Annotated in this window: 25 protein-coding genes; 10 read left to right on the forward strand and 15 right to left on the reverse strand. The window is 38.4% G+C overall.

Going from position 1 to position 23,940, the window contains the following annotated elements; all coding sequences use genetic code 11:
- Nucleotides 1-41: 41 nt before the first annotated feature.
- The 4 genes from recO to MB14_RS01855 are packed head-to-tail and all read right to left on the reverse strand — an operon-like array spanning nucleotide 42 to nucleotide 3,904.
- The gene (recO, locus tag MB14_RS01840) at nucleotides 42-731 is read right to left on the reverse strand and encodes a DNA repair protein RecO (protein WP_062588074.1); all 690 of its coding nucleotides are present in this window, start codon (nucleotides 729-731) and stop codon (nucleotides 42-44) included.
- Nucleotides 731-2,977 carry a type IX secretion system anionic LPS delivery protein PorZ gene (porZ, locus tag MB14_RS01845; protein WP_132644103.1) on the reverse strand — a complete coding sequence of 749 codons (2,247 nt, stop codon included), beginning with the start codon at nucleotides 2,975-2,977 and terminating at the stop codon, nucleotides 731-733. Before porZ ends, recO begins: the two co-directional genes overlap by 1 nt.
- Entirely contained in the window at nucleotides 2,974-3,579 is a 606-nt protein-coding gene (locus MB14_RS01850; RefSeq protein WP_062588079.1) for a thymidine kinase, read from the reverse strand. The genes porZ and MB14_RS01850 overlap by 4 nt, the downstream gene beginning before the upstream one ends.
- Nucleotide 3,580: 1 nt before the next feature.
- A complete protein-coding gene (locus MB14_RS01855; protein ID WP_062588081.1) occupies nucleotides 3,581-3,904 on the reverse strand; it encodes a 2Fe-2S iron-sulfur cluster-binding protein in 324 nt (107 codons plus the stop codon).
- Between the two features lie 33 nt (nucleotides 3,905-3,937).
- On the opposite strand from MB14_RS01855, the gene MB14_RS01860 reads away from it, so the two are divergent.
- Nucleotides 3,938-4,933 (forward strand): DUF8457 domain-containing protein, encoded by a 996-nt coding sequence (locus MB14_RS01860; RefSeq protein WP_062588083.1) that lies wholly within the window; start codon nucleotides 3,938-3,940, stop codon nucleotides 4,931-4,933.
- Between the two features lie 26 nt (nucleotides 4,934-4,959).
- On the opposite strand, the gene MB14_RS01865 is transcribed toward MB14_RS01860, so the two are convergent.
- The 3 genes from MB14_RS01865 to MB14_RS01875 all read right to left on the reverse strand — a co-directional run bounded on the left by MB14_RS01865 (nucleotide 4,960) and on the right by MB14_RS01875 (nucleotide 7,212).
- Nucleotides 4,960-5,181, reverse strand: a complete 222-nt coding sequence (locus MB14_RS01865) for a hypothetical protein (RefSeq protein ID WP_062588085.1) — start codon at nucleotides 5,179-5,181, stop codon at nucleotides 4,960-4,962.
- A gap of 42 nt (nucleotides 5,182-5,223) precedes the next feature.
- Nucleotides 5,224-6,738, reverse strand: a complete 1,515-nt coding sequence (gene gltX / locus MB14_RS01870; protein ID WP_062588087.1) for a glutamate--tRNA ligase — start codon at nucleotides 6,736-6,738, stop codon at nucleotides 5,224-5,226.
- Nucleotides 6,739-6,828: 90 nt separating this feature from the next.
- Nucleotides 6,829-7,212, reverse strand: coding sequence for a RidA family protein (locus MB14_RS01875; RefSeq protein ID WP_062588090.1), 384 nt, complete (start codon nucleotides 7,210-7,212; stop codon nucleotides 6,829-6,831).
- Between the two features lie 49 nt (nucleotides 7,213-7,261).
- Here MB14_RS01875 and MB14_RS01880 point away from each other — a divergent pair, with 49 nt between their 5' ends.
- On the forward strand, nucleotides 7,262-7,930 hold the full coding sequence (locus tag MB14_RS01880) for a 3-hydroxyacyl-CoA dehydrogenase family protein (protein WP_062588171.1): 669 nt from the start codon (nucleotides 7,262-7,264) through the stop codon (nucleotides 7,928-7,930).
- A gap of 51 nt (nucleotides 7,931-7,981) precedes the next feature.
- Here the strand turns inward: MB14_RS01880 and glmS are convergent, their stop codons facing one another.
- Genes glmS through MB14_RS01895 form a run of 3 tightly spaced genes read right to left on the reverse strand, consistent with a single transcriptional unit; the run spans nucleotide 7,982 to nucleotide 11,958 of the window.
- Nucleotides 7,982-9,817 (reverse strand): glutamine--fructose-6-phosphate transaminase (isomerizing), encoded by a 1,836-nt coding sequence (glmS, locus tag MB14_RS01885; protein ID WP_062588091.1) that lies wholly within the window; start codon nucleotides 9,815-9,817, stop codon nucleotides 7,982-7,984.
- 43 nt (nucleotides 9,818-9,860) lie between these two features.
- Nucleotides 9,861-11,153, reverse strand: a complete 1,293-nt coding sequence (locus MB14_RS01890; RefSeq protein WP_172796094.1) for a DUF4270 family protein — start codon at nucleotides 11,151-11,153, stop codon at nucleotides 9,861-9,863.
- Nucleotides 11,146-11,958: a glycogen/starch synthase gene (locus tag MB14_RS01895; RefSeq protein WP_053223516.1), complete on the reverse strand. Its 813-nt coding sequence runs from the start codon at nucleotides 11,956-11,958 to the stop codon at nucleotides 11,146-11,148. Before MB14_RS01895 ends, MB14_RS01890 begins: the two co-directional genes overlap by 8 nt.
- Nucleotides 11,959-12,089: 131 nt before the next feature.
- Here MB14_RS01895 and panC point away from each other — a divergent pair, with 131 nt between their 5' ends.
- The 7 genes from panC to MB14_RS01930 all read left to right on the forward strand — a co-directional run bounded on the left by panC (nucleotide 12,090) and on the right by MB14_RS01930 (nucleotide 17,739).
- On the forward strand, nucleotides 12,090-12,938 hold the full coding sequence (panC, locus tag MB14_RS01900; protein ID WP_062588095.1) for a pantoate--beta-alanine ligase: 849 nt from the start codon (nucleotides 12,090-12,092) through the stop codon (nucleotides 12,936-12,938).
- Nucleotides 12,939-12,963: 25 nt separating this feature from the next.
- Nucleotides 12,964-13,311: an aspartate 1-decarboxylase gene (panD, locus tag MB14_RS01905; RefSeq protein WP_062588097.1), complete on the forward strand. Its 348-nt coding sequence runs from the start codon at nucleotides 12,964-12,966 to the stop codon at nucleotides 13,309-13,311.
- Nucleotides 13,312-13,318: 7 nt separating this feature from the next.
- The gene (locus MB14_RS01910; RefSeq protein ID WP_062588100.1) at nucleotides 13,319-14,329 is read left to right on the forward strand and encodes a lysylphosphatidylglycerol synthase transmembrane domain-containing protein; all 1,011 of its coding nucleotides are present in this window, start codon (nucleotides 13,319-13,321) and stop codon (nucleotides 14,327-14,329) included.
- A 31-nt stretch (nucleotides 14,330-14,360) separates the two neighbouring features.
- On the forward strand, nucleotides 14,361-14,786 hold the full coding sequence (gene rfaE2 / locus MB14_RS01915) for a D-glycero-beta-D-manno-heptose 1-phosphate adenylyltransferase (RefSeq protein WP_062588174.1): 426 nt from the start codon (nucleotides 14,361-14,363) through the stop codon (nucleotides 14,784-14,786).
- Between the two features lie 6 nt (nucleotides 14,787-14,792).
- Nucleotides 14,793-15,491: a zinc metallopeptidase gene (locus MB14_RS01920; RefSeq protein WP_062588102.1), complete on the forward strand. Its 699-nt coding sequence runs from the start codon at nucleotides 14,793-14,795 to the stop codon at nucleotides 15,489-15,491.
- Between the two features lie 54 nt (nucleotides 15,492-15,545).
- Nucleotides 15,546-16,685, forward strand: coding sequence for an acyl-CoA dehydrogenase (locus tag MB14_RS01925; RefSeq protein ID WP_062588104.1), 1,140 nt, complete (start codon nucleotides 15,546-15,548; stop codon nucleotides 16,683-16,685).
- 130 nt (nucleotides 16,686-16,815) lie between these two features.
- Nucleotides 16,816-17,739 (forward strand): AraC family transcriptional regulator, encoded by a 924-nt coding sequence (locus MB14_RS01930; protein WP_053223510.1) that lies wholly within the window; start codon nucleotides 16,816-16,818, stop codon nucleotides 17,737-17,739.
- Here the strand turns inward: MB14_RS01930 and MB14_RS01935 are convergent.
- From MB14_RS01935 to MB14_RS01955, 5 genes are all read right to left on the reverse strand, one after another.
- The gene (locus tag MB14_RS01935) at nucleotides 17,725-18,426 is read right to left on the reverse strand and encodes a phosphoglycerol geranylgeranyltransferase (RefSeq protein ID WP_246032632.1); all 702 of its coding nucleotides are present in this window, start codon (nucleotides 18,424-18,426) and stop codon (nucleotides 17,725-17,727) included. The genes MB14_RS01930 and MB14_RS01935 overlap by 15 nt on opposite strands.
- 43 nt (nucleotides 18,427-18,469) lie before the next feature.
- Nucleotides 18,470-18,877 carry a hypothetical protein gene (locus MB14_RS01940; RefSeq protein WP_062588108.1) on the reverse strand — a complete coding sequence of 136 codons (408 nt, stop codon included), beginning with the start codon at nucleotides 18,875-18,877 and terminating at the stop codon, nucleotides 18,470-18,472.
- 6 nt (nucleotides 18,878-18,883) lie between these two features.
- Nucleotides 18,884-19,228: a hypothetical protein gene (locus MB14_RS01945; RefSeq protein WP_062588110.1), complete on the reverse strand. Its 345-nt coding sequence runs from the start codon at nucleotides 19,226-19,228 to the stop codon at nucleotides 18,884-18,886.
- A 195-nt stretch (nucleotides 19,229-19,423) separates the two neighbouring features.
- Nucleotides 19,424-20,599, reverse strand: coding sequence for a porin (locus MB14_RS01950; RefSeq protein WP_062588176.1), 1,176 nt, complete (start codon nucleotides 20,597-20,599; stop codon nucleotides 19,424-19,426).
- A gap of 123 nt (nucleotides 20,600-20,722) precedes the next feature.
- Nucleotides 20,723-21,886 carry a Na/Pi symporter gene (locus MB14_RS01955; protein ID WP_062588113.1) on the reverse strand — a complete coding sequence of 388 codons (1,164 nt, stop codon included), beginning with the start codon at nucleotides 21,884-21,886 and terminating at the stop codon, nucleotides 20,723-20,725.
- Nucleotides 21,887-22,108: 222 nt separating this feature from the next.
- Here MB14_RS01955 and MB14_RS01960 point away from each other — a divergent pair, with 222 nt between their 5' ends.
- Complete coding sequence (locus MB14_RS01960; protein WP_062588115.1) at nucleotides 22,109-23,797, forward strand: Na/Pi cotransporter family protein; 1,689 nt, start codon at nucleotides 22,109-22,111, stop codon at nucleotides 23,795-23,797.
- Nucleotides 23,798-23,940: the final 143 nt, after the last annotated feature.

Here is a 23,940-nt window from a genome sequence, read left to right on the forward strand (position 1 = left end):
TAAAAACAGTCTAATTTATTAAATATTCGTTATAGAGTTCACTAACTCAACACCTCTTTCAGTACTTCTAACGATTTTATTTCATTTAATCCTGAAACGTGAATCTGATAAAACTTAATAATATGCGAGAGCACATCACGTCTGAGCTGGCTACTCAATGTTATTTCGTCTCCCAAAGGCTTGTTCATTAAATCAGAAATAATTGCTCTTTCGGCTTCTAAAGTTGAAAAGTGAACACCATGCTCACCGAGCTCTTCAATAAACCCTTCGGCCGATTGAGGTTCGAAACCCAAGTAACCGCTGCATTTCATTAAAAATTGTAAATGAAAGTTGCTTATGTTCGTTTCCAAATGATCGAAAATAACCATGGCCTGATGTACAAAATCATAAAGGCCTTCGTTTTCCGATTCTTCTCGCAATGTTTTGCTGAGCATTTCGGTTAGAAAAATCCCTATTCCGGTTTTTACCGGATTAAATGGAATAGAGCTATAACCATAAGAAAATCTGGCTTCCGAAATCCGCTGTAAGTCTTTTCCATTTTTATGGTACACCACCAAATCAAGTAAACCTAACGGCTGATAAAGAGCCATTTTGCCTTTTGATTTTACGCTTCGCACACTATTTACAATATAACTTTGCATGCCAAAGGCTTCAGTAAACACCCGTACTATGATGGAGGTTTCTCTATATTTTATATAGCTCAAAACTATGCCTCTGGTACGATGTAGCATTAGATAACCACTATTTTACCAACAAAGGTTTCTGTACCATCGGCATTCGAGCTAAACACCAAATACACACCGGTTTTCACTTTTGCACCGTTGTTATCGCGGCCGTTCCAAATGGCTGTGCTGCCATTGGCTTTGGTTTCTTTTATCAGCTTACCCGAAATGTCAGTAAACTTTACCGAAGCATTATTCGCCAAGCCGTTGATTACAATTTGCCCATCGAAATTTGGTGGTACTGGATTAGGATAAATCTTTACATTTTGGTGCTCGAAAGTACCGAGGGTGGCATCGCTTTTAAAAGACACCAAGCCTTTGTCTGTCCCCACAAACACTTCCCCCGAAGTTTCTTCCACAAATATTGAAGTGATGGCATTGGAAATAAGTGGGCTATTTTGAGTGGTAAACCTTTGCACTAATTCCTCACCCGTTTCGCTAAACAGCCAAAGCCCGTTATTCTTCGTTCCGAACCATTTGCGATTGGCTGGGTCGATTGCCACAGCAGTTATATTTTCATCGCGAAGCAAAAGGCGATTTTCATAAATAGGAATACTGGCCGTTAACGCTTGGCCTTGAAGAATGGCATTTAGGTTAGGGAAGAAAGCGATCCCCTGGTCAGTTCCCACCCATAAAAATTGGTTTTCATCCAATACCAAAGCCGTGATTTTACTTCCTGGCAAACCGCCCTGCCCACCATTGGTGTTCAAATATCGTTCAGTGTTATTAGTTTCATTGAACACCAAAATTCCGCCTCCACGGCTATCCTCAATCGGCATCCATTTATCACCATTGGGCGCAATGAATAGTGAAATAGCATACCTTGCTCGGGGGTTGGTCAGAGAATAAGAGCGCCAAGTATCTTCTTCAAAATTCCATTCGTGAAGAACGTTCAATGTTCCATAATCCGTCACCCAAAGCGAGTTATCGCTTTTAGCCATGCCTGTGAGTTTGCCACTTCCATTCAAAGTGATATTGGAAGAAATTTCATTTATTGAGCGGACGCTTCCCTCTGAATATAAATAAAGCCCTTCGGTGAAAGCCGCCAATATCATGGAAGGTTGGCCTGCAAGATTAATCAACTCAAAATCTACCAGATCCTTAATACTATCACCAGAACGAGTAACAACCGCAGCATTCTTCCATCCTTCTTCAAATGAAAAAGAAGAGAAAAATGAGGCTCTATTTAAAGCCGAAAGATTATCGTCAAATCCACCAGAAAGCTTTATTGTTTGTGCTTCACTCTTTCCTACCAACCAAGTATTGTCGTTGGCTGGGCCAGAAGGTTTGAAGGATTGTTGACCATTCGACTCTACCTTGAGCAAGCCATCAAAGCCATCTCCAACCCACCAATAATTCTGATAGAGCAATAATTCATTTCGGGAAATTCCTTGTTTTGGAAAGCTATATTGAAGGTTAAACTGATTATTGTCGAAAGAAAAAATACCGGAATTGGTTAAAATCAAGGGTAAATCTGAATCGGAAATGATTGCCGTAATTGATGTATTAGCTGAAGCTTGATACGACCAACTGCTTCCATCGAAGGCAAACAAATCTGTAGTTGAACTAGCATAAAGCTTCGACTCTACTTCATGAATGTTCGAAAAAGGAATCCCAACAAAATCTCTTTTCCAATTATTGTAATCTTGGCGATTAACTCCGCTCTCTAAGCTGACTGAAAGAATCCCGCTTTCGCTAGCGGCATAAATGCGGTCATTAAAAAAAACAATTTCTGAAACACTTACACTTTCGCCATTCACACCTATATTCTGGTACGATTCGATAATTTCTTCAGAGGAAAGGTCTAAAACGATAATACCTAAATCGCCAGACAAGTAGGCTCTTCCGCCATTGAAGGCGATATCCTTAAATGATTTATTGGTAGTTGTTGGTGCTTCGAGTACTGTTCTAATGTTGTGAATACCATTAGCTGAAAGCAAATCTATATTTCCATTGGAATAACCAATCACCAGTGTTTTGGAGTCAGAATCGTAGCCAAGAGCGCCAATACTCACATCGGAAAGTCCGTTGCTTTTTGTAAGTCTGTTGACAGAGTTTTCGGATAAATCGACAAAGAAAAGCCCATTGGGAGAAGCTGCGTAAATTAGCTCCCCTGCCGCTGCAATGTCAATCACATTATTATAACTGATGTGCGACCGCCAATTAAAAACCGGAATCTGACCTTGTGCAAAGCTGGTTTGCACTGCAAGGAGCATGACGGCTCTTAAAGTCAGACTAAGCAGGCGTTTGATCACTTTTTCTTATTTCTCTTTTTTTCTTCGAGCCCTTTGTAAAAATATTTGCGGTTTCGAGCTTCGTAAATATCCTTTTCACCCAATTCCACTGTCTTTTCAGAGTCAGAAAGTTTGTATGAGAACGAAGCTAGGCTACCGCTTACTGTACAAATAGCATGTAATTTGGTTACAAATTCTGCAATTGCAAGTAATTGAGGCATGGGGCCGAAAGGATTCCCTTGGGCGTCCATATCTAAACCAGCAACAATTACCCTCTTCCCGTTATTGGCCATGGTTCGGCACACATCTATGATTTGATCATCGAAGAATTGTGCTTCATCAATTCCCACCACATCGCTTTCGCCACATAAAAGCAAAATATCGGATGCGAACTGCACTGGAGTTGATCTAATTACGGTATTGTTGTGTGAAACTACATTCTCCACATCATAACGCGTATCGATAGCCGGTTTAAAGATTTCCACATTCTGTTTGGCAATAGTAGCCCTTCGGAGGCGCCTAATTAGCTCCTCCGTTTTTCCAGAAAACATACAGCCACAAACCACCTCAATGGATCCTGATGCGTGCTCTCCTGCTATTTTACCTTGTGGTTCGATAAACATATTATGCGGTATAGGTCATATGAGGAAATTTATTTTTGTCAGCTACGCGAACTTTCACATCACCCAGTAACTTTGCCTGGCAAGCCACGCGTTCTCCGGGTTGAAGTTTACCAGCATCGAAAAGCAGTTGTTCTGTTTTTTCAATCGGGCTCAGTTGGTCTGCTCCTTCTACTACTATAATTTTACATGTGGTACAACGGCCTTTTTTCCCGCAAGCGTGCATCCAGTCGATTCCGCTTTCGTGAATAATATCCAGTACCGATTTAGAGTTATCTGTGTTAGAAATCTCTTTATTGTTCAGGTTTTCAATAGTGATCTGTCCCATAATTTTTAATTTACAAAACAAAAGAAATAAGCCATGAGCTACAAGCTAAAGCAAGAATCAATCTCGAGTTTTTCTACTGCCACTGCTGCAACTATATGTACTGAGTTTTTTGCTGGAAAAAATAAGATCAGCGGAGAGTCGATTATGAGTCTCACCGATGTCAGACAAGTGAATTCATTTATTATTGAAGCCCTATTTACTCAATGGCAAGCCGAAATGGCCCGCCTGAGAAGTCCTTATTTTAATTACGAAGCAGAAGAGGTTCAAATAGCGCTTAAAGAGTTTATGAATACCCTTTCAAATCACATTAGTATTGGCCGAGGGCATTTAGAGCCACTTTTGAGTAAGGCTATTGAAGCCACAATACTATTAACTTTCGCTCCAAAGAAATTCCTCTTAAGCCATTGGTTAGATGTGAACAAAGAAAATCTTCCAAAAGGCAAGCTAAGGTACATCAAAACCTACACCGAAGGATTTAAATTAATTTTTGAAACTGCAAAAACGCCAATCAATCCTGCATATTTGGGTAATTTATTCGATTCAATGAGTTCTCATTTTGAGATTCCCGAACCCATTGAGTTCCTACAAAAGTTAAAAGCTGAAGACAAACTTGATCTCCTTTTTGAGAAAGAAGTTGTAAATAAACCAGCCCCCGCGCCTACTCACACACCAGAAATAGAAGAAACACCAGAGGTAATCAACACTGTTGCTTCCAAGCATGAGAATGGTAAAGAAACCATTAATGATCGGTTTAACGGAAGTACAACTGCGCCAACACTAGCAGAAAAGCTGCAGAAAAGTAATAGACAGCCGCTTGAGAAAACACTTACCTTGAATGAGCGGATTATGTTTACCAAAACACTTTTTGAGGGCAATCAAGAGTTAATGACGAAGGTGCTTGAAGAGCTTGATACAGCGAACAGTATGGATGAAGCTTTGGCAAAAACTCAGCCCTACAATAAAAAATGGGATATTGAAGGCGATGAAATGGACGCCTTTATTCAGGTATTAAAGAGAAGGTTTAATTGATTTTAAAAATTTGAGAAGAGGAATTTTCATTCCTCTTCATCACTTTCTCTATTCTTAATTTCATCCAGATCATCTCGATCGCGGAGTTTCTTATCATCTACGTTCTTATTCAGAAACTCATTGATTTTATCAATCGACAAAGAATTACGAATTTCTCCAAAAGAGTCGATCTTGATTTCCATTCCTTCAAGCTCTTTATTCACCTTCGGCTTCTGATCCTTTTGTTTACTCTCCTTTTTCCTTGCCATGTTATTATTATTTATATCAGTCCTCGTCAGTAACGGAATGAACTAGTTTGATGTTTTTAAGGATTCAATAGCTGTATTAATTCGGCTAACTGTTTCTGCTGTTCCCAAAATAGAGATTATCTCCATTAAGTCTGGGCCACCTCCTGCTCCCGTTAAAGCCAAACGTAAAGCGGGCATTACCTTTCCAAGCGGAGTATCGTCTGTTGCTAGTACGGCTACAAATTTCTCTTTTGCTTCTTCTGGACTAACCTTTTCAAGCTTAGCTATTTCGTTTGCAAACTCAGCCAATTTCTTAACCGCTTCTGCCGTCCATTTTTTATTTACCGTTTTCTCATCGTAAGTACCTGGTGCAGAAAAGAAGAACTCTCCATTTTCCAAAATATCGGAAACGAAAGTAATACGTTCCTTCATTGAGCCCGCAATGGCGCTTAACAGCTTCAAATCTGCATCTATATTGCTTTCTGCTTTCAGCATTTGAGCCAATTCATCGTTCGACTTGTTCTTCAAATATTGCTGATTGAACCATTTCGCTTTTTCAATGTCGAATTTGGCCCCCGATTTATTGATCCGCTCCAACGAAAATTCAGAGATTAACTGATCCATAGTGAACATTTCTTGCTCCGTACCTGGATTCCATCCCAACAAAGCCAAGAAATTCATGCAGGCTTCTGGCAAGTAACCAGATTCCTTAAAGCCTTTTGACAACTCTCCTGTAACTGGGTCAGACCAATTCATTGGAAATACAGGAAAGCCTAATTGGTCTGCAGCTCGTTTACTTAACTTACCGTTACCATCGGGCTTGAGCAACAGTGGCAAGTGGGCAAATTGTGGCGCTTCCCAACCAAAAGCTGCATACAATAAAACGTGTAAAGGAGCCGAAGGCAACCATTCTTCACCACGAATTACATGCGTGATTTCCATCAAGTGGTCATCCACAATATTCGCTAAATGATAGGTAGGCATTCCATCAGACTTCATCAGTACTTTATCATCGAGCGTGGTAGTATTTACTACAACCCAATCCCTAACTACATCCTTAAACCGGACATCATCATTCTTAGGCATTTTAAAGCGAATCACATAAGGTTCATCAGACGCCAACCTCTTCTCAACCTCCTCGGCAGGCATTGTCAACGAGTTTTTCATCTGATTTCTGCTGATGGCATTGTATTGCGGGTTTGCCATGCGTGCTTCTTTAAGTCGTTCACGCATTTCATCAAGTTCCTCTGGAGTGTCAAAAGCATAGTATGCTTTTCCTTCAGCAATCAGTCTGTCAGCATATTCTTTGTATAAAGATTTGCGATCAGACTGGCGATAAGGGCCAAAGTCACCTCCAGTTTGCGGGCCTTCATCTGGTGTAATACCACACCATTCCAATGATTTGAGAATATAGTCTTCAGCCCCCTCTACATAGCGGTTTTGATCTGTGTCCTCAATTCTAATAATGAACTTACCTTCGTTTTTCTGGGCAAATAAATAATTGTAAAGGGCAGTTCTTACTCCTCCTATGTGCAAAGCTCCCGTTGGGCTGGGGGCAAATCTTACTCTAACACTCATGAAATTTAATTTGGGCACAAAAATACGCAAAAGTCAAGTCCATCGCTAAGAATGACTTGGTGATTTACAATGAATTAAAATTTAATTGGATTAAAGATCTACTGCAACGCACGAAATTTCAACGTTCACATCTTTAGGTAGTCTGGCCACCTCAACGCATTCTCTTGCTGGAGGGTTCTCTTTGAAATAAACAGCATAAGCTTCATTGATAGTAGCAAACTGGTTCATGTCTTTAATGAAAATTGAACATTTCACAATGTTATTGAATGTCATTCCTGCTGCTGACAGAATTGCCTCTAAGTTCTTCATTACCTGGTGCGTTTCTTCAGTAATATTCTCATTGATCATTTCGCCTGTAGCCTGATCGAAAGGAATCTGACCTGAAACATATAATGTATTACCTGCTTTAACGGCCTGGCTATAAGGCCCTATTGGCGCTGGAGCATCTGGACTGTTGACGATTATTTTCGACATGTTCGGATTGTTTGATTTAATGAATAATTTTGGGGCAAATTACACATTTATGAAAATTCTAGTCATCGGTTCCGAACAGAATATCGAAGAGTTTAAATTAAAATTTAATACGGGGCATGAGTGCCGCTTCGAAACGGACTATGATTTCGAGGAAGACCTCTCCACATTTGATTGTGTTTTTGACTTTTTTATTGGTGATAGCCCAGAGCAATTCGAGATATTTAGTGCTTATAAAGGGCTAAATCTATTTGTGAATGCTCCGAAAATATCACTCGCAGAACTGGCCTACTACCAAGAAGAGGTCGAGTGTAACCTTTATGGCTTCAACGGCCTACCTACTTTCCTAAATCGAGATATTCTTGAAGTGTCAGCCTTGAATAATAAGGCCCAGTCGGGTTTAGCGGCTCTATGCAAAAACCTAAATACTGACTTTGAGATGGTTGAAGATCGTGTTGGGATGGTAACTCCTAGAATCATCTTCATGATTATTAATGAGGCTTTTTATACGCTTCAGGAAGGCACAGCCTCAAAAGAGGCTATAGATACAGGTATGAAGTTAGGTACAAATTACCCTTTTGGGCCTTTCGAATGGTGTGGCAAAATTGGTATTAACAATGTTTATGAGGTGCTGGAAGCCATGTATGAGGACACTAAAGAAGAGCGATATAAGATATGCCCATTGCTCAAAAAAGAATATTTAAGTCGCATTACGCATTAAAAAAGGGAGTTCAATGAGCTCCCTTTCTATTCAATTATATTTTCTGATCTTTTATTCAACAGTAACCGATTTGGCCAAGTTTCTAGGCTGATCTACATTACAGCCTCTCATTACCGCAATATGGTACGAAAGCAATTGTAATGGAATTACCGCAATAAGTGGCATTAATGCATCACTAATATGTGGTACCTCAATCACATAGTCAGCCATTTTAGGGATTTCAGTATCGCCTTCAGAAACAACTGCGATAACTTTACCTTTTCTCGCCTTTACTTCTTGAACGTTAGAAACAATTTTTTCATAACTACTATCCTTGGTAGCAATTACAACCACAGGCATTTCTTCATCTATCAAAGCAATAGGACCGTGTTTCATTTCAGCCGCAGGATAACCTTCTGCATGGATATACGAAATCTCTTTAAGTTTCAAAGCGCCTTCCAATGCCACAGGGAAATTGAATCCTCTTCCTAGGTACAAGAAGTTTCTAGCATCTTTAAATACTTTAGCAATTTCTTCAAGTTGATCATTTAGCAATAAAGCCTTAGAAACTTTATCTGGCACAGATTCTAGCTCAAATAATAACGACCTGTATTTGCTTTCAGAAAGAGAGCCTTTCTTCTCGGCAATCATTAAGGCCATCATTGTAAGCACTGAAATTTGAGCAGTGAATGCCTTGGTACTTGCCACACCAATTTCTGGACCAGCATGCGTATATGAGCCAGCATGTGTAGCCCTTGCAATAGAAGAACCCACAACGTTACAAACCCCTATAATTGTAGCTCCTTTCGACTTGGCCAACTCAATGGCAGCCAATGTATCAGCCGTTTCGCCTGATTGAGAAATAGCAATTACTACATCCTTTTCATTTACGATCGGGTTTCTATATCTAAACTCAGAGGCATATTCCACCTCTACAGGAATTCGACAAAATTCTTCAAATATGTATTCAGCCACTAAGCCAGCATGCCAAGAGGTTCCGCAAGCAATAATCAGGATTCTATCGGCATTAACCATTTTGGTCACGTAGTCAAAAATACCACCTAGCACCAATTTGCCCTCTTTTGCTTGAAGTCGGCCTCTAAGACAGTCACCTATTGATTTTGGTTGCTCAAAAATCTCCTTCAACATAAAATGGTCGTAACCACCTTTTTCGATCGCCTCAAGCTGAATGTCAATAGTTTGAACATAAGGAGTCATTTCCACATCAGACACATTTTTAATCGTAAGTTGCCCATCCTTAATAATGGCAATTTCACGATCCTCTAGGTATACCACTTCATTTGTATACTCAATGATAGGAGTAGCATCTGAAGCAAGGAAGAATTCATCTTTACCCAAGCCAACCACCAAAGGGCTACCCTTACGAGCAGCAATCATTAAGTTCGGTTCTTCTAAAGAAATTATAGCAATAGCGTAAGCACCGACTACTTTATTTAATGCTAAACGAACAGCCTCTGCAAGACTAACTCCAGAGTTTAAGTATATATCCTCTATAAAGTTTATAAATACCTCTGAATCCGTATCACTTTTAAATTCAAATCCCTTTTTAATCAGGTCTGTTTTAAGTGAGGAATAGTTTTCAATAATTCCATTATGGATCATTGCCAGTTTACCTGAGTTCGATAAGTGTGGGTGAGCATTTACATCGTTAGGTTCTCCGTGGGTTGCCCAACGAGTATGCCCTATACCAATATTGCTTTTTAAATTTTCACCCTTAGCATACTCATGAAGATCCGCTACTTTACCTTTTTTCTTGTAAACACTAAGGTCACCATTCAGTAAAGCCACCCCTGCGCTATCGTAGCCTCTATACTCTAGGCGTTGTAAACCCTTGATTATTACTGAATAAGCTTCTCTATGGCCTAGATAGCCAACTATTCCGCACATACGATTTCTGTTTTATTGGATAAATATAAGAAGATGGGTTACTCTATTTAAGTTCGGAGTAGAAAACTTTTAGTTTAAAGTCTTCAGGTCGAAACACTACGTTCCCTAACTCTCCATTAACAGATGGAGGAGCTATGAAAAATTGATTTCTTCTAAAAACATCTGAAAAGTAATACCCTACAAACGAAGTGATTGATGCTGTATAGGTTTTTGAATCCTCATCGTACAAGAGTGTCAATGGAGTACCACTGCCAATCGGGTTTGAACCATCTTGTTGTATGGCCCTGAAGTTATCACCATCTCTAATCACTCTGTTTCCAGAATCTGTAAGTAATAGTAAAAGTCTTGTAGGAGGTGTGACTCCATCAACAGGTTCTTCAATAGGCCCAATTGATACTTGGGCTGTATTCACAATTGCTTCGGGTTTTAAATTGGCGAATGTTTCCAATTCAGAAAGGTTGATTTTAGTCACAATTCCCGCACCCGCTTGAATATACCGTAAACCAGAACTTGGTGAAAACTCCTCATTCGTGTTAGTCAATCCCTCTAACGCTGTACCCGAACGATCAAATTCGAGTCCATAATAATGTGTTAGGTCTCCTAGCGTTATCTTGTGTGTAGAGGGCACGTTAACCGCTCCTGTGCTCGACACCTCACTGTAGTAAAAATCAATCATCGAAGATTCTGGATCTAAAACTATCCCATAAGCATTTGAAGAATTATCCTCTGTTTGAAAAGCTAAACCAGGAAAAGCTGCTTCAAAGGCTTCTTGAGTTGCCACCTCAGGCCCTTCATCTCTCATGATTTCAAATAACCTATTGGCAAAAGCCATATCTAAATCTATGGTATAAATAGAATCAACTTCATCTATTAAAATGTTGCCCGAAACAACTAGTTCATTTGAAATGGCAGTACTATTAGTTGTGATATGCAGTGTATCTTCTATCTGCTCAGATAGTAAGCTTACCTTAAGGCGCACTGTTTTCGCAAAATCCTTATATAAGTAACCAAACTTAATACTCAGTTTAACACTATCAAGAATAGCCTCTTCAGATATACTGTTTAAATCGTCTACATTCAACTCCATTTTGGCGTATGTAGTAGCTTTAACTTTCCCTACATCAGGGTCATCAATATTGCCAATGAACCCTACCCCCAAGTTTGTAGATGCTATAGAGTCTAACAAAACGACTGAAGAGCTAGTACCCACCGTTTCTACAGAGAACTCAACAGGTGAAACATCGTCTGACCCAAACCCAAAATCTCCGTTCTTCTCACAAGAAAACAAAAGAGTGAGGCCTAACATTAAGGCCCCAATACTTTTAATCTTACCCAACAAGTTCATTATATAAGTTATAATAAGAGTCTAAGAAATTATCATCTTTCTCTATTGTATCTACTTTTTTAAGTTTTTCGATTTCAGTCACTAAATCATTTAAACCTTCATGACCTTCCTCTTCGGCTCTAATAACAGCATCGGCATATTCAGCACCTGTTTTAATAAAACCAGCAAAATCAGCTGTTTTTAAGTTTTCAAGCATACTGTCATCAATATCCATCATCTTCACCTTATCTAGTAAATCTGCATCAAACTGATGTGAGAATGCATTGTTATAGATTGTAAAGATTGATTTAGTATTCTGAAATATCGGGTCGTTTTTATAGGTAGTCTTCAAATACAACGGAATCAAACTCGTCATCCAATCATTGCAATGAACAATATCTGGAGCCCAACCTAACTTCTTCACTGTTTCAAGAACGCCTTTACAGAAGAATATTGCTCTTTCATCATTATCTGCATAGAAATTATTCTCCTTGTCAACGAATACCGACTTTCTATGAAAATAGTCTTCATTGTCAATAAAGTAGACTTGTAGTTTAGCATTTGGGATAGACGCCACCTTAATTACTAAAGGCTTTTCTTCGTCACCCACAGAAATGTTGATACCTGAAAGTCTGACCACTTCGTGTAGCCTGTTTTTTCTTTCGTTAATAAGTCCGAAACGAGGAACTAAAATCCTAATCTCCATACCTCTCTCCTGCATAGCTTGTGGAAGTTTTCTCACAAAATCGGCAACAGCGGAAGTTTCTAGGAACGGATTGATCTCACTCGCAACGTAAAGAATTCGAAATTTTGACATAATTATTGGAAATTTAATGACACCTTCATTTAGAAAATGAGCACAAAATTACTCCATTTTCCCGAAAAAACCTTGATTTATCTAAAAAAGCGTTGTTAATAAGCGTTAATTAGATTATCCTTCGCGATCAAATGAACACCTTCAAAAAAATAGAGGAACTCCGTGCTGAGCTACTCAAATATCGCCTTGAAAACAAAAAAATTGGACTCGTTCCAACTATGGGCGCATTACATCACGGTCATATTTCACTAGTGGAACAGGCCAAAGAGAAATCGGATGTGGTAGCGGTTTCAATTTTTGTTAACCCCACACAATTCAACAACCCTGAAGACTTAGAAAAGTACCCTAGAAATATTGAACGCGATTTAGACTTACTGAAAAAAGCAGGCTGCGATATAGTTTTCACACCTGAAGTAACAGAAATGTACGCTGGAAGCCATGATTTAAAAATTAGCTTTGGGGTACTAGAAAACTCATTAGAAGGAAAATTTAGACCTGGGCATTTTAGTGGTGTTGGTCAAATTGTTTCTAAGCTTTTCAATATTTTTCAACCTGACAGCGCTTTCTTTGGCCAAAAAGACCTGCAGCAGTTTTTCATAATTAAAAAGCTAATAGATCAGCTTTGTTTTCCAATTGAACTGCACATGATTCCGACCAAAAGAGAAGACAACGGCTTGGCAATGTCTTCTCGAAATGAACGACTTACTCAAGAAGAAAAATTAGAAGCGGGGCTGATTTACCAAACACTTAAACAATCTGCTGAGGCTATCTTAGAAGGAACATCAATTCATCACGTAATTGAACAAGCCAACGAACTATTCGAGAAAAACGAGCGTTTGACACTTGAATATTTCGAAGTAGTTGAAACTGAGAATTTCACGGGAATTTCTACAGTTTCGGACCCAAAGACCACAGCGCTTTGTATAGCCGCTGAAATTGGAAAAGTAAGGTTAATAGACAACTTACTTTTAAATTATTAGCTTTGCGGTCGCATTTTAAGAAGGTATGCAAATAGAAGTTTTTAAATCAAAAATTCACAGGGCCAAAGTAACACAAGCAGAACTGCATTATGTAGGCAGTATCACGCTGGATGAAAGCTTAATGGAGGCTTCTGGAATCATTGAAAATGAAAAAGTCCAAATCGTAAACGTAAACAACGGTGAACGGTTTGAGACATATGTTATTAAAGGAGAAAAAGACAGTGGCACAGTTTGCTTAAATGGTCCGGCAGCACGAAGAGTACAAGTGGGTGATATCATCATTATAGTTTCATACGGCATAATGGATTATGAAGAAGCCAAAACCTTCAAGCCTAAAATTGTTTTTCCTGATAAGAACAACAAGCTAGCATAACGCTATTTTGAAAGTCAGCTCTAAAGATATCCTCAAACTTATTCTGTCCCTTGGGATTACAGGGTACATCTTATATAACAGCACAAAAACCACCGACTGGAATCAAATCTGGGAAGCCCTGAAAAGTTTTAAATATGAATGGATTTTAGTTAGTGTTTTACTATCCCTTTTTAGTCATGGCTTAAGGGCATACAGGTGGGCTATGCTACTAGGTACCCAAGGCCCTCGCCCGAGTACATGGACGGCATTTTTGGCCGTAATGGCATGCTATTTAGGAAATATGGCCATTCCCAGACTAGGCGAAGTTGCCCGCTGTACCATTATGAAAGAGGAGAAAGATATTCCAGTAACATTCTCACTAGGCACCGTAATTACAGATCGACTTTTGGATTTATTTATGCTTATGCTGCTGGCTATGTTTTTACTCGCAATGCAGTTTGATTTGCTTAAATCATATTTCAGCCAATTTATAGATGATAAGCTACCTTTTTTAATCACAATATGGCCGTTTTTAGCACTAGCCGGAGTATTAGGTTTATTAGCCATTTTATTCTTCGTGAGAAAATCTAAAGAAGAGCGTAATCCAAAATCAATTTACTACAAAATAAATCAAAAAGGCAACGAACTCATTTCTGGAATCAAAGCCATCAAAAAAGTAGAAAACCCACTTGGTTTTTGGGTATCTACCTTAGGAATTTGGGTATTGTATTTTGCTATGCTCTATATTATTTCCTTTGGTTACGCCCCTACTGCCGAACTGTCATTAATAGCAGGCGTTGCAGTGCTAGTAATGGGAAGTCTTGGCATGGCCGCACCGGTAAACAACGGAATTGGGGCCTATCAAGCTTTAGTGGCAAGCATTTTAGTCGTTTATGGCATAACTTATAACGATGGTTATGTTTTTGCAGTGGTATCACACGGATCACAAGTAGTTTCAGTTATATTATTTGGATTTTTGAGTCTTCTGATTCTTAACTTTAGAAAAAAGAAAAAGCGAATTGACACCAACGAAAAATAAAATTTATAGTCCAAAGGCCTTAAAAGCGCTCATGCTGAAGTGGAAAAGCCAAGGTGAAAAAGTGGTTTTTACCAACGGCTGTTTCGACATTCTTCACTTAGGCCATATCGACTATTTGGAAAAGGCAAAAACTTTAGGCTCCAAACTAGTAGTCGGGCTCAATGATAATCCTTCTGTAAAAAGACTTAAAGGGGAAGAAAGACCAATAAACAATGAAAATGCAAGGGCTAGAATGCTTGCGGCATTGGCTTTTGTTGATGGTGTGACACTATTTTCGGAAGACACACCAAAGGAATTGATTACCTATTTGCTTCCAGATATTTTAGTGAAAGGAAGCGACTACGATTTAAGCAACATTGTTGGGGCAGATATCGTATTGGCGAACGGTGGAGAAGTAAAAACCATTGATTTAGTGGACGGATACTCCACAACAAATTTGATTCAAAAACTTAAATAATAAATTATGGACTTCGGATTTTTAGTACTTATAATCGGGATCATGCTAGTGAGCTGGGTGGTTCAGAATAATTTGAAAAGAAAATTCAAAAAATACTCAAAAGTAGGCTTGAATATTGGCTTAACGGGTCGAGAAATTGCCGAGTTAATGCTACGAGACAACCACATTCACGATGTAAGAGTAGTTTCAGTACAAGGCAGGTTAACTGACCATTATAATCCGGCAGACAAAACTGTAAATCTTAGCCCGGAAATATACGAGGGTCGCTCAGTAATGGCTGCCGCAGTTGCCGCCCACGAATGTGGCCACGCTGTACAGCACGCTACGGCTTATGGCCCTTTAGAAATGAGATCTGCCTTGGTGCCAATTCAAAATGCGAGTGGCAGAATTATCAATACCATTTTTATGGTCATGCTTTTCGGGTCATTTTTGATGACTGGCTTAGATTTATTCACAGTAGGCTTACCAATAGTAATTGGCTGTTACTTTATATTCACCCTGTTTGCTTTCATTACCCTACCAGTAGAATATGATGCTACAAAAAGAGCTTTAGCTTGGATTGATGAACGCAACATTGTTACCTCGGGTGAACACGGCATGGCCGAAGACGCATTAAACGCAGCAGCAAGAACATATTTAGTTGCCGCATTAGGTTCATTAGCCATGTTGCTATATTACGTGCTAATGTTCATGAATCGAGACTAAACATTAAGCTGAATTTATTACATTTGCTAACAAACGTTAGGTAAATATTAAAGCATGAATTTTCAATTAACCGAAGAACAACTAGCGGTTCAACAAGCCGCTAGAGAATTTGCACAAACAGAACTTCTTCCAGGAGTCATTGAAAGAGACGAAACCCAAACTTTCCCATTAGAGCAGGTAAAAAAAATGGGAGAACTCGGCTTCTTAGGAATGATGGTAGACCCCAAGTATAACGGAGGTGGTATGGACACCATTTCTTATGTGCTCGCCATGGAAGAGATCTCTAAAATTGACGCATCAGCTTCTGTTTGTATGTCGGTTAACAACAGCCTTGTGTGCTGGGGAATTGAAAAATACGGAACTGAAGAACAGAAAGAAAAATACCTTAAGCCTTTAGCTACTGGAGAAAAGATAGGTGCTTTTTGTCTTTCTGAGCCAGAAGCTGGTTCTGATGCAACTTCGCAAAGAACAACCGCAGAAGACAAAGGTGACTACTACCTTTTAAATGGAACCAAAAACTGGATCACAAACGGAAACACCGCCTCAATTTATTTGGTAATTGCCCAAACCGACCGTGAAAAAGGTCACAAAGGCATTAATTGCCTTATTGTTGAAAAAGGAATGGATGGTTTTGTTGTTGGGAAAAAGGAAAACAAACTTGGAATTAGAGGTTCAGACACTCATTCTTTAATGTTTACCGATGTTAAAGTTCCAAAAGAAAACCGCATAGGAGAAGATGGCTTTGGCTTCAAATTCGCCATGTCAACATTAAATGGTGGTAGAATCGGAATCGCATCTCAGGCGTTGGGAATCGCTTCAGGAGCTTACGAATTGGCTTTGGCTTATTCAAAAGAAAGAAAAGCATTTGGCAAACCAATCAGTCAACACCAAGCCATTCAGTTTAAACTAGCCGATATGGCCACTGAAATTGACGCGGCAAGATTGTTATGCCTTAAAGCTGCCTACTTAAAAGACCAGAAGAAGGATTTCGGAAAAGCAGGTGCAATGGCCAAACTATTTGCCTCTAAAGTAGCAATGGACACCACTGTTGAGGCAGTACAAATTCATGGCGGCTATGGATATGTTAAAGAATATCATGTAGAAAGATTGATGAGGGATGCAAAAATCACTCAGATATATGAGGGCACATCAGAGATACAGAAGATAGTAATCTCTAGAGAGCTACTCAAATAGTTAGAATTATCCTATTAAAATGACCATTGGAATAATAAATATTGCCAATGGTCATTTTTTTTTGATTCTCGTTAATTCTGTTTTACTTTTACAGTGTGTAAGTGTATAAATAATTTTAACAAGAATGTAAATGGAAGACTACAACAAAATCATTGAGTCGCTAGGAGTACGCTATATTAAGAGCCGAAACATGAAAATAGCGAAGCCTGTTACTATCGAAAATCACTACGATGTAGAAAACACGATTTTCATAGTAAATAATGGGGATATATTTTTTGGCCCCGACCAAGAAAAAGTTTCTGAAGGAGATATGCTTTTCATTCCTGGTGGAAAGTCGACAGCAATTTCATATAGCTCTTTAACCGCGCCAGTTGTTTCTAGCGAAGACTTTATTGCTAATAAAAAGAAGTACCTTCAAAACGCTACTGATTCTGATATCAACGATTATGATGTTGATGGATTCAGTCAAGTAATGTTCGAAGCTAAAGTTTTTGACTCTGTAAACTTCTTTGCTTCATTAAACATCACCCCTTTTGCCATTCGTGGTAACGATACGATTGCACAATTAATTCGTGTGATTATTGAAGAGACAAACTCTACCAAGCCTGGTAAAAACAGAATTATTAAAGTAAACACAGAATACCTTTGTGTAGAAATCATAAGATACATTCTTGACAAACGTCTTTTTGTTGAGCAATTGGTAACTAACAGTACTTACTTTAAGGATCCAAGACTCATTGATATTTTTGCTTACATCAAAAACAACCTTGGTGGCGATCTTTCAAACAAAGTATTGGCAGGTGTTGCTGGCGTTTCTGAAGACTACGTTGGTCAGTATTTCAAAATGCTTACTGGAATCAACCCTCAGGATTACATTGAATACCAAAGAATGGAAGCTGCGGTTGATTTACTTCGTACTACTAAAAAGAGCATTCGTGATATCGGACGCGAAGTGGGTTATAAAGATACTGCCTACTTCTGCCGTAGATTTAAAATGATGTTCGGTATTCCTGCAGGAAAAATGAGAAGAAGAGAAAGTTTAATTAACGTTTAATTCTTGATTAAAACATTGGACTACATCAGAAACCTCAGCTAAAATGCTGAGGTTTTTTTGTGCTGCATTACCTATAACAATAATGTCAGCCCCTGCTTCTAGGGCTTCCTTTGCCTTTCTAGTGGTATTTATTCCTCCACCTACAATTAAAGTTGAATCAATATTTCTTTTTACGGCTTTAATCATTTTTGAAGGTACCGGCTCAATTGCTCCACTGCCCGCATCCATATAAATACACTGCAAACCAAGCATTTCACCTGCCATTGCTGTGCTCACCGCCAAACTTGGTTTATCGTTTGGAATGGGTTGGGTATTGCTCATATAAGAAACACTAGTGGGCTTTCCAGAGTGAATAAGCATATAACCCGTAGGTATAACCTCTAGCTTACTCCTTTTAATAACTGGTGCAGCTACCACGTGTTGACCAATAAGTAACTCTGGGTTTCTTCCAGATATTAAAGATAGAAAAAGTATGGCGTCTGCGTCTGAATGAATATGGATCGCATTGCCAGGAAATAATACACAAGGAATATTACTTTGGGATTTAACAGTCTCAATTATGGTTGACAGATTGTTAGTGGTGATCAAACTACCCCCTACAAAAAAATAATCGACCCTGTTTTCAATGGCCGCGTTTATAACAGCGTTTAACCCACTTTTATTTATGTCGTCAGGATCTATAAGCAAGGCAAGGGATTTTTTACCTTCTCGTACTCTTTGTTTGAATAAATTAAGAACCACTATTTTCTTCTTTTTCTCCGAGTTCGTTTAGAAAACTTCCAAGTTTTTTTGCGGCCAAGCCCAACACAAAAACTATAGCTTGGTGCTTTAAAGCACTTACCACAGCCGATTCTTCTTTAGGCTCGTGGTGGACTATTTTTTTTAATTTTACCTTCTTACTTACTGAAGGTTCTGGTATAATTTCAATGACTTGACCTTCCTCCGTTTCCTCATCCTCTTCTGAAGCACTAGAGGTGATTAACTTAGTCAATCCATAGGCCAAAACTAATGCACCTCCAATCCACAGAGCCTTCTTTCCTGTGTCTTGAAAATTATTTTTTATCAAATCAAACTGATCTTCTAATAACTCTTTATAGCTAGCATTAGACTGCTCTAGCTCCTGTTTTCTAGATTTCATAAGCCATCATTCTTCACTTACTCCTTCAATTTCGTTATTCTGTCTTTTAATAATAATATCGACAATAGCCCTTCTTTTAACATAGAGGCCAGTGGTAAATAAGCCATAAATGCTCCCCATAATAACAAAGCCCCATATTTTACTCTCCAGTAAATCATTCAAAAGAAAGGCTAAGCCCAAAGTAAAAAACAATAAGACCATTACAGCCCCCAAAGCCAGCAACATCACCACCAGTGTTTTAGCGATAAGCACACCAACCTCTTCTTTCGCTTCGAGCTTCCAAAGTTCAACTTTGGTTTCAATAAAGCCAGTAAGGGCCTCAATTAATTTATGAAAATCGAATAGTTTCAAACTCCAAGATTTAAGTTTTCAATTTAAGAAGAAGAAAGGAACTATCAGGCAATTTGGCTTAAAATAGCTCCGACAAGGCTTCTTATAAACAATCCTTTTTCAGGCAACTTTGTTTGAACAATAAACCATTATCGTCTTATTAATAGTACGCGTTTAATAATTCAGAGATTGACAATCGATTACATTGCCCCTACCTTAAAAGGAAATTTCAAATTGAAATCTAAATGACACCAAGTTATCTCCTAACGGTTTATCAATATAAGATAAGTCACTTTGTAGCTTTAAACTATGTCCAACAATATACCTAGAATACCCAAGGGTATACTGCGTTTCTTCTTTCAAGTTTGAATACACCAAGTCATCGGGATTTACATGCGTATAGCGAACAGCCCATTCCGACTTATCAATTAAATAACCTGCTTGAAGATTAATAGCATTTCCTGTAGTGTACTTTAATGTAGAGGAATCGTCCAATACCACAATCACTTGCTCAGATGATCGTTTATTGGCGTATTCTCCCATAAATGAAAACCCATTATATTTAAAGTGAGCATCCATAAAGAAAGTAGACAAATCTGTTGAAAATTGATTCCCGTCCGAATCCTGAACAAAGGACCCAAGTTGCCCTCTCTGTTTTGCTGCACCATCGTTGTAATCAAAAGCTGCAGCAATAGATAATTTGGGGGTAGATTCACGTTTCAAGTCAGAACCGAAATAGTCTCCTTTGCCTGTAAACTCACCAAAAGGCAGATATTCTAACCTGTAGGTGTAATCGTACCCACCAATATTATCAGTGGTAAGATTGCGCCCTTCACCTATTGATATCGCCAAAATATTTTTGATCACAGCCCTTTTACCAAGGTTTGCTGAATGATGTAACTGAATACCAGCATCCCTGTCAATGTTAAACCTAGCATTTAAAAGACTCCGATCTACAAACTGCATTTTTTGTGATGAAATCACACGTTCTCTATTTCCAGGCAACTTCGTTTGGCCTGCCCAAATACTCCAATTTTTGCTGAACTGCCATTTGAGTACTGCATCATATATAAACCGAGATGTATTACTGTGTTCATCTACATCACCTCCACTAATATCTCTACTAGAAAGGCCTAATTCAACTTTATAAGTAAGGCTAGGATGATATGCAAATCCATCAAATTTCATCCTTGCCCTTCTAATTAAAAATTGGTCATCCCATTTTTCTGAAAATACGTTGAGAGATCCTTGATAGAGGGTTTGAAATCTCAACCCAAACTTCATTGAAAACGATGAGTCTAAAGCGACAACCTCAAGCCCCTTACCAAAACTTGTATTGCTCTTATCTTGCGCATTTAAAGGTAAACCCATGGCGCAAAATAGTACAGCCATGAGAATAATTCTGCATATTGCACTCGTTCTGGAATCATCAAATTTCAGCATTAATCTATTTTTTAATTATAAATATCAATAAAATGTAAAGCATGCTTTACATTTAGATTCAAATTTTTTTGTTTAAAAGCGCTGGCTTACAGTGGTTTCATGTTTCTTATTAACTGGCCTATCTACGTTTCTGTTCAATGAAATTAGCAAGAAGGGTAATAAGAAAAACATGATAATAATATAAGCCAAACCTATCACTCTATACTTGGCAACGGCATAGCTAAATTCTTTGACAAAATGAACCAACAGCTTTCTGAGTATGGGTAATGACATAAAAATCACTACTCCAGTTAAATTAAATAGTAAATGGGCTATTGCGATTGTGGCAGCAGCCTCAGATCTAAAGCCAGCCGCTATAAGCGCTGTTAAGGTAGTCCCCACATTGGCTCCTATAATAAAAGTAAAGGCATTTCTTAATTTAATTTTATCTGCTGCGGCCAATGGTACTATAATAGAAGTAGTAACAGAACTGGACTGAACTGCCGCGGTAAGTAAAACACCCCAACTAAAGGACTTTAAAGGTTTATCAAAAACAAAAGACTGTAACCTATTTTTCGACTCTCCAATAATAGTTTTTTTAATGATCCAGCTGAGAAGCTTAATAGAGGCAAAAAGGAAGGCAAATGAGATGACTAAAATGAGAACACTATTATTTACCCAAAGTACAAACTGATTTGTTAACCCACTTCCTAAAACATTATCAGTATGTGGTAGGGCCTCTGAAATACCGCTACCATATAACAACTCACTAAAATAAAAAGACACGCCTGAAAGAAATCCGTAGTAGTGCTCTAGCGGAAATAAAATCAACACTAAAATGATATTATAAAAATCGTGGATAGTACCTACCGCTACAGCTCTTCTAAATGCTCTTTTATTGGAAATAAAGCCCAAAGCAACGATTGTACTAGTAAGTGTAGTACCCACATTTGCCCCCATTATAATGGGTACGGCTTCTTCGAGTGAAAGAGTACCCGAAGCTACAAGTGCTACAACCATAGTACTGGTAGTAGAACTACTTTGAATAATAGCCGTAACCAATAACCCTAAAAACAACCCCACAAAAGGATTCAGTGCATTTGAGAGTAAGTTCTCATTTATAAAGTTGAGAGAGCCCGAAAGAGCGGTAATCACTAGATCAATAGACACGAGAAAAAATAGAACGGCCAATATAATAAGGGTCACCTTCGCAACTATGCTAGAGAATATGCTCTCTTCAAAGGTAACTTCTTTCATATTGTTTAAAATTCCCGTTTCTTTAACGTCCTTAGAAAGTCGCAAAGGTAATTATTAATTGACTCAATGACTTTTAGGTAACATGAACCTATTGTTAAGTATGCTTGACAGGATTACGCAGCTTGGTAATGATTATTTAACATTAGCCTTATAAAAAGTATTTCTACTTTTACGGCTGAAAAACGAATTTTCATAATATCGTCATCACAGTAAAATAACACAATGGATTACGGCATCTGGAATGTAATAGAACTTTTAGGCGCGCTTGGCTTCTTCATTTACGGTATGAAAGTCATGAGCGAAGGCATTCAAAAAGCTGCAGGAGATAACCTCAGAAGCATTTTAGGCACCATGACTTCCAATCGCTATACGGGAGTTCTTACTGGCTTTTTAATCACTGCTATTGTGCAGTCATCATCTGCCACCACAGTGATGACGGTAAGCTTTGTTAATGCGGGTTTAATTTCATTGGTGGAATCAGCCGGTGTAATGATGGGAGCAAACATTGGAACCACCATTACAGGTTGGCTAGTTTCTTTGATTGGCTTTAAAATGAAAATTTCGGCTTATGCGCTGCCTCTAATTGCAGTCGCAATGCCTTTAATGTTCTCTAAAAAGCCAAACCTTAAAAACTGGTCAGAGTTTATGATCGGATTTGCACTTCTTTTCTTGGGCTTAGAAGCCCTAAAAGAGGCCGTTCCAGAAATACAAAAAAGCCCAGAACTACTCTCCTTCCTTACTCAATTTAATGACCCTGGTATTTTAACAAGGTTAATGTTTGTTGGTGTGGGAACTATACTTACAATTGTTGTTCAGTCTTCCAGTGCCGCTATGGCGGTTACTATTGTGCTTTGTGCACAAGGCCTACCCATTGAAATTGGAACAGCAATGATTTTGGGAGAAAACATTGGAACAACAATTACTGCAGAATTAGCCGCTTTAGTTGGAAACGTTCACGCAAAAAGGTCGGCTAAAATTCACTCTCTCTTCAATATAATTGGAGTAACATGGATGGTGATTATGCTACCGTATGTGCTAGATCTTCTACATTATATTTGGCCTGCACCAGAAACTGGTGATCCAAACAAATTCACCTTGGCATTATTCCACACTACATTCAACTTTATGAATGTAATGCTCTTGATTTGGTTTGTTCCTTCAATTGTGAAGCTAGCTACAAGATTGGTGAAATCTAAAGGAGATGAAGACGAAGAGTTCTCTCTTACAAATATTAATTATGACGCTCCTTTAACTGCAGAGGTATCTATATTAAGTGCGCAAAAGGAGAGCATTAAGTTTGCTGAAATTACTAAGCTCATGTTTACTAACCTCAAAGAACTTCTAAATGAGCAAAAACAGGATACAAGAGATAAATTAAAAGCCAAAATATCTAAACTAGAAGTCCGTACAGATGAAATTGAAGAAAGAATTGCTGACTATCTAGTAAGGGTTTCTGAGCAACAATTGAGCATTGAATCTTCAGTTAAAGTGAGGTCTATACTAAGCATTGCTCATGACCTAGAAAGAATTGCCGATATTATTCTTAGGATGTCGAAGGATATTGAGCGTGGAAATAAACAAAAGTCCATTTTCTCAGAAAAACAAAACAAAAACATTAAGGAGATATTTGGATTGGTTGATCTTTCTATTGAACAAATGATTACCAACTTAAATGGCGTTTATGGTAAAGTAGATATTTCTGGAGCTATTGAAACAGAAATGGCCATTAATGCACTTAAAACGAAAATGAGAAAGCAGCATTTAAAGAGCACTGAGAAAAAAGAATATGATGTTCAAAGTGGAATCATCTATAGAGATTTATTCTTTGCTGCAGAAAAGATTGGAGATCACGTTATCAATGTAAGCGAGGCTGTTCGCGGAGACTTTGGTAAGGATGATGAAGACATGTAAATATTAAAAGCTCATCAAAATGAAAGAGGCATCATCAGTGATGCCTTTTTTTATGCCTATTAATGATAGGACAAAAAGAAAGGGTACTGCCGTACGCAATACCCTAAGAGACTCAACTAAAATCAGACTACTATATGAAGTGT

Source organism: Roseivirga ehrenbergii (assembly GCF_001593005.1).
In the GTDB taxonomy this organism is placed as follows: Bacteria; Bacteroidota; Bacteroidia; order Cytophagales; family Cyclobacteriaceae; genus Roseivirga; species Roseivirga ehrenbergii.

What these genes read in the sequence shown, in the direction of transcription:
- recO (WP_062588074.1), bottom strand. Translation starts at nt 731, where the DNA reads ATGCTACATCGTACCAGAGGCATAGTTTTGAGCTATATAAAATATAGA.
- MB14_RS01960 (WP_062588115.1), top strand. Translation starts at nt 22,109, where the DNA reads ATGGATTACGGCATCTGGAATGTAATAGAACTTTTAGGCGCGCTTGGC.
- MB14_RS01955 (WP_062588113.1), bottom strand. Translation starts at nt 21,886, where the DNA reads ATGAAAGAAGTTACCTTTGAAGAGAGCATATTCTCTAGCATAGTTGCG.
- MB14_RS01855 (WP_062588081.1), bottom strand. Translation starts at nt 3,904, where the DNA reads ATGGGACAGATCACTATTGAAAACCTGAACAATAAAGAGATTTCTAAC.
- glmS (WP_062588091.1), bottom strand. Translation starts at nt 9,817, where the DNA reads ATGTGCGGAATAGTTGGCTATCTAGGCCATAGAGAAGCTTATTCAGTA.
- MB14_RS01875 (WP_062588090.1), bottom strand. Translation starts at nt 7,212, where the DNA reads ATGTCGAAAATAATCGTCAACAGTCCAGATGCTCCAGCGCCAATAGGG.
- MB14_RS01925 (WP_062588104.1), top strand. Translation starts at nt 15,546, where the DNA reads ATGAATTTTCAATTAACCGAAGAACAACTAGCGGTTCAACAAGCCGCT.
- MB14_RS01865 (WP_062588085.1), bottom strand. Translation starts at nt 5,181, where the DNA reads ATGGCAAGGAAAAAGGAGAGTAAACAAAAGGATCAGAAGCCGAAGGTG.
- rfaE2 (WP_062588174.1), top strand. Translation starts at nt 14,361, where the DNA reads ATGCTGAAGTGGAAAAGCCAAGGTGAAAAAGTGGTTTTTACCAACGGC.
- MB14_RS01880 (WP_062588171.1), top strand. Translation starts at nt 7,262, where the DNA reads ATGAAAATTCTAGTCATCGGTTCCGAACAGAATATCGAAGAGTTTAAA.
- MB14_RS01895 (WP_053223516.1), bottom strand. Translation starts at nt 11,958, where the DNA reads ATGTCAAAATTTCGAATTCTTTACGTTGCGAGTGAGATCAATCCGTTC.
- MB14_RS01930 (WP_053223510.1), top strand. Translation starts at nt 16,816, where the DNA reads ATGGAAGACTACAACAAAATCATTGAGTCGCTAGGAGTACGCTATATT.
- MB14_RS01950 (WP_062588176.1), bottom strand. Translation starts at nt 20,599, where the DNA reads ATGGCTGTACTATTTTGCGCCATGGGTTTACCTTTAAATGCGCAAGAT.
- gltX (WP_062588087.1), bottom strand. Translation starts at nt 6,738, where the DNA reads ATGAGTGTTAGAGTAAGATTTGCCCCCAGCCCAACGGGAGCTTTGCAC.
- MB14_RS01860 (WP_062588083.1), top strand. Translation starts at nt 3,938, where the DNA reads ATGAGCTACAAGCTAAAGCAAGAATCAATCTCGAGTTTTTCTACTGCC.
- MB14_RS01940 (WP_062588108.1), bottom strand. Translation starts at nt 18,877, where the DNA reads ATGAAATCTAGAAAACAGGAGCTAGAGCAGTCTAATGCTAGCTATAAA.
- panC (WP_062588095.1), top strand. Translation starts at nt 12,090, where the DNA reads ATGAACACCTTCAAAAAAATAGAGGAACTCCGTGCTGAGCTACTCAAA.
- panD (WP_062588097.1), top strand. Translation starts at nt 12,964, where the DNA reads ATGCAAATAGAAGTTTTTAAATCAAAAATTCACAGGGCCAAAGTAACA.
- MB14_RS01920 (WP_062588102.1), top strand. Translation starts at nt 14,793, where the DNA reads ATGGACTTCGGATTTTTAGTACTTATAATCGGGATCATGCTAGTGAGC.
- MB14_RS01850 (WP_062588079.1), bottom strand. Translation starts at nt 3,579, where the DNA reads ATGTTTATCGAACCACAAGGTAAAATAGCAGGAGAGCACGCATCAGGA.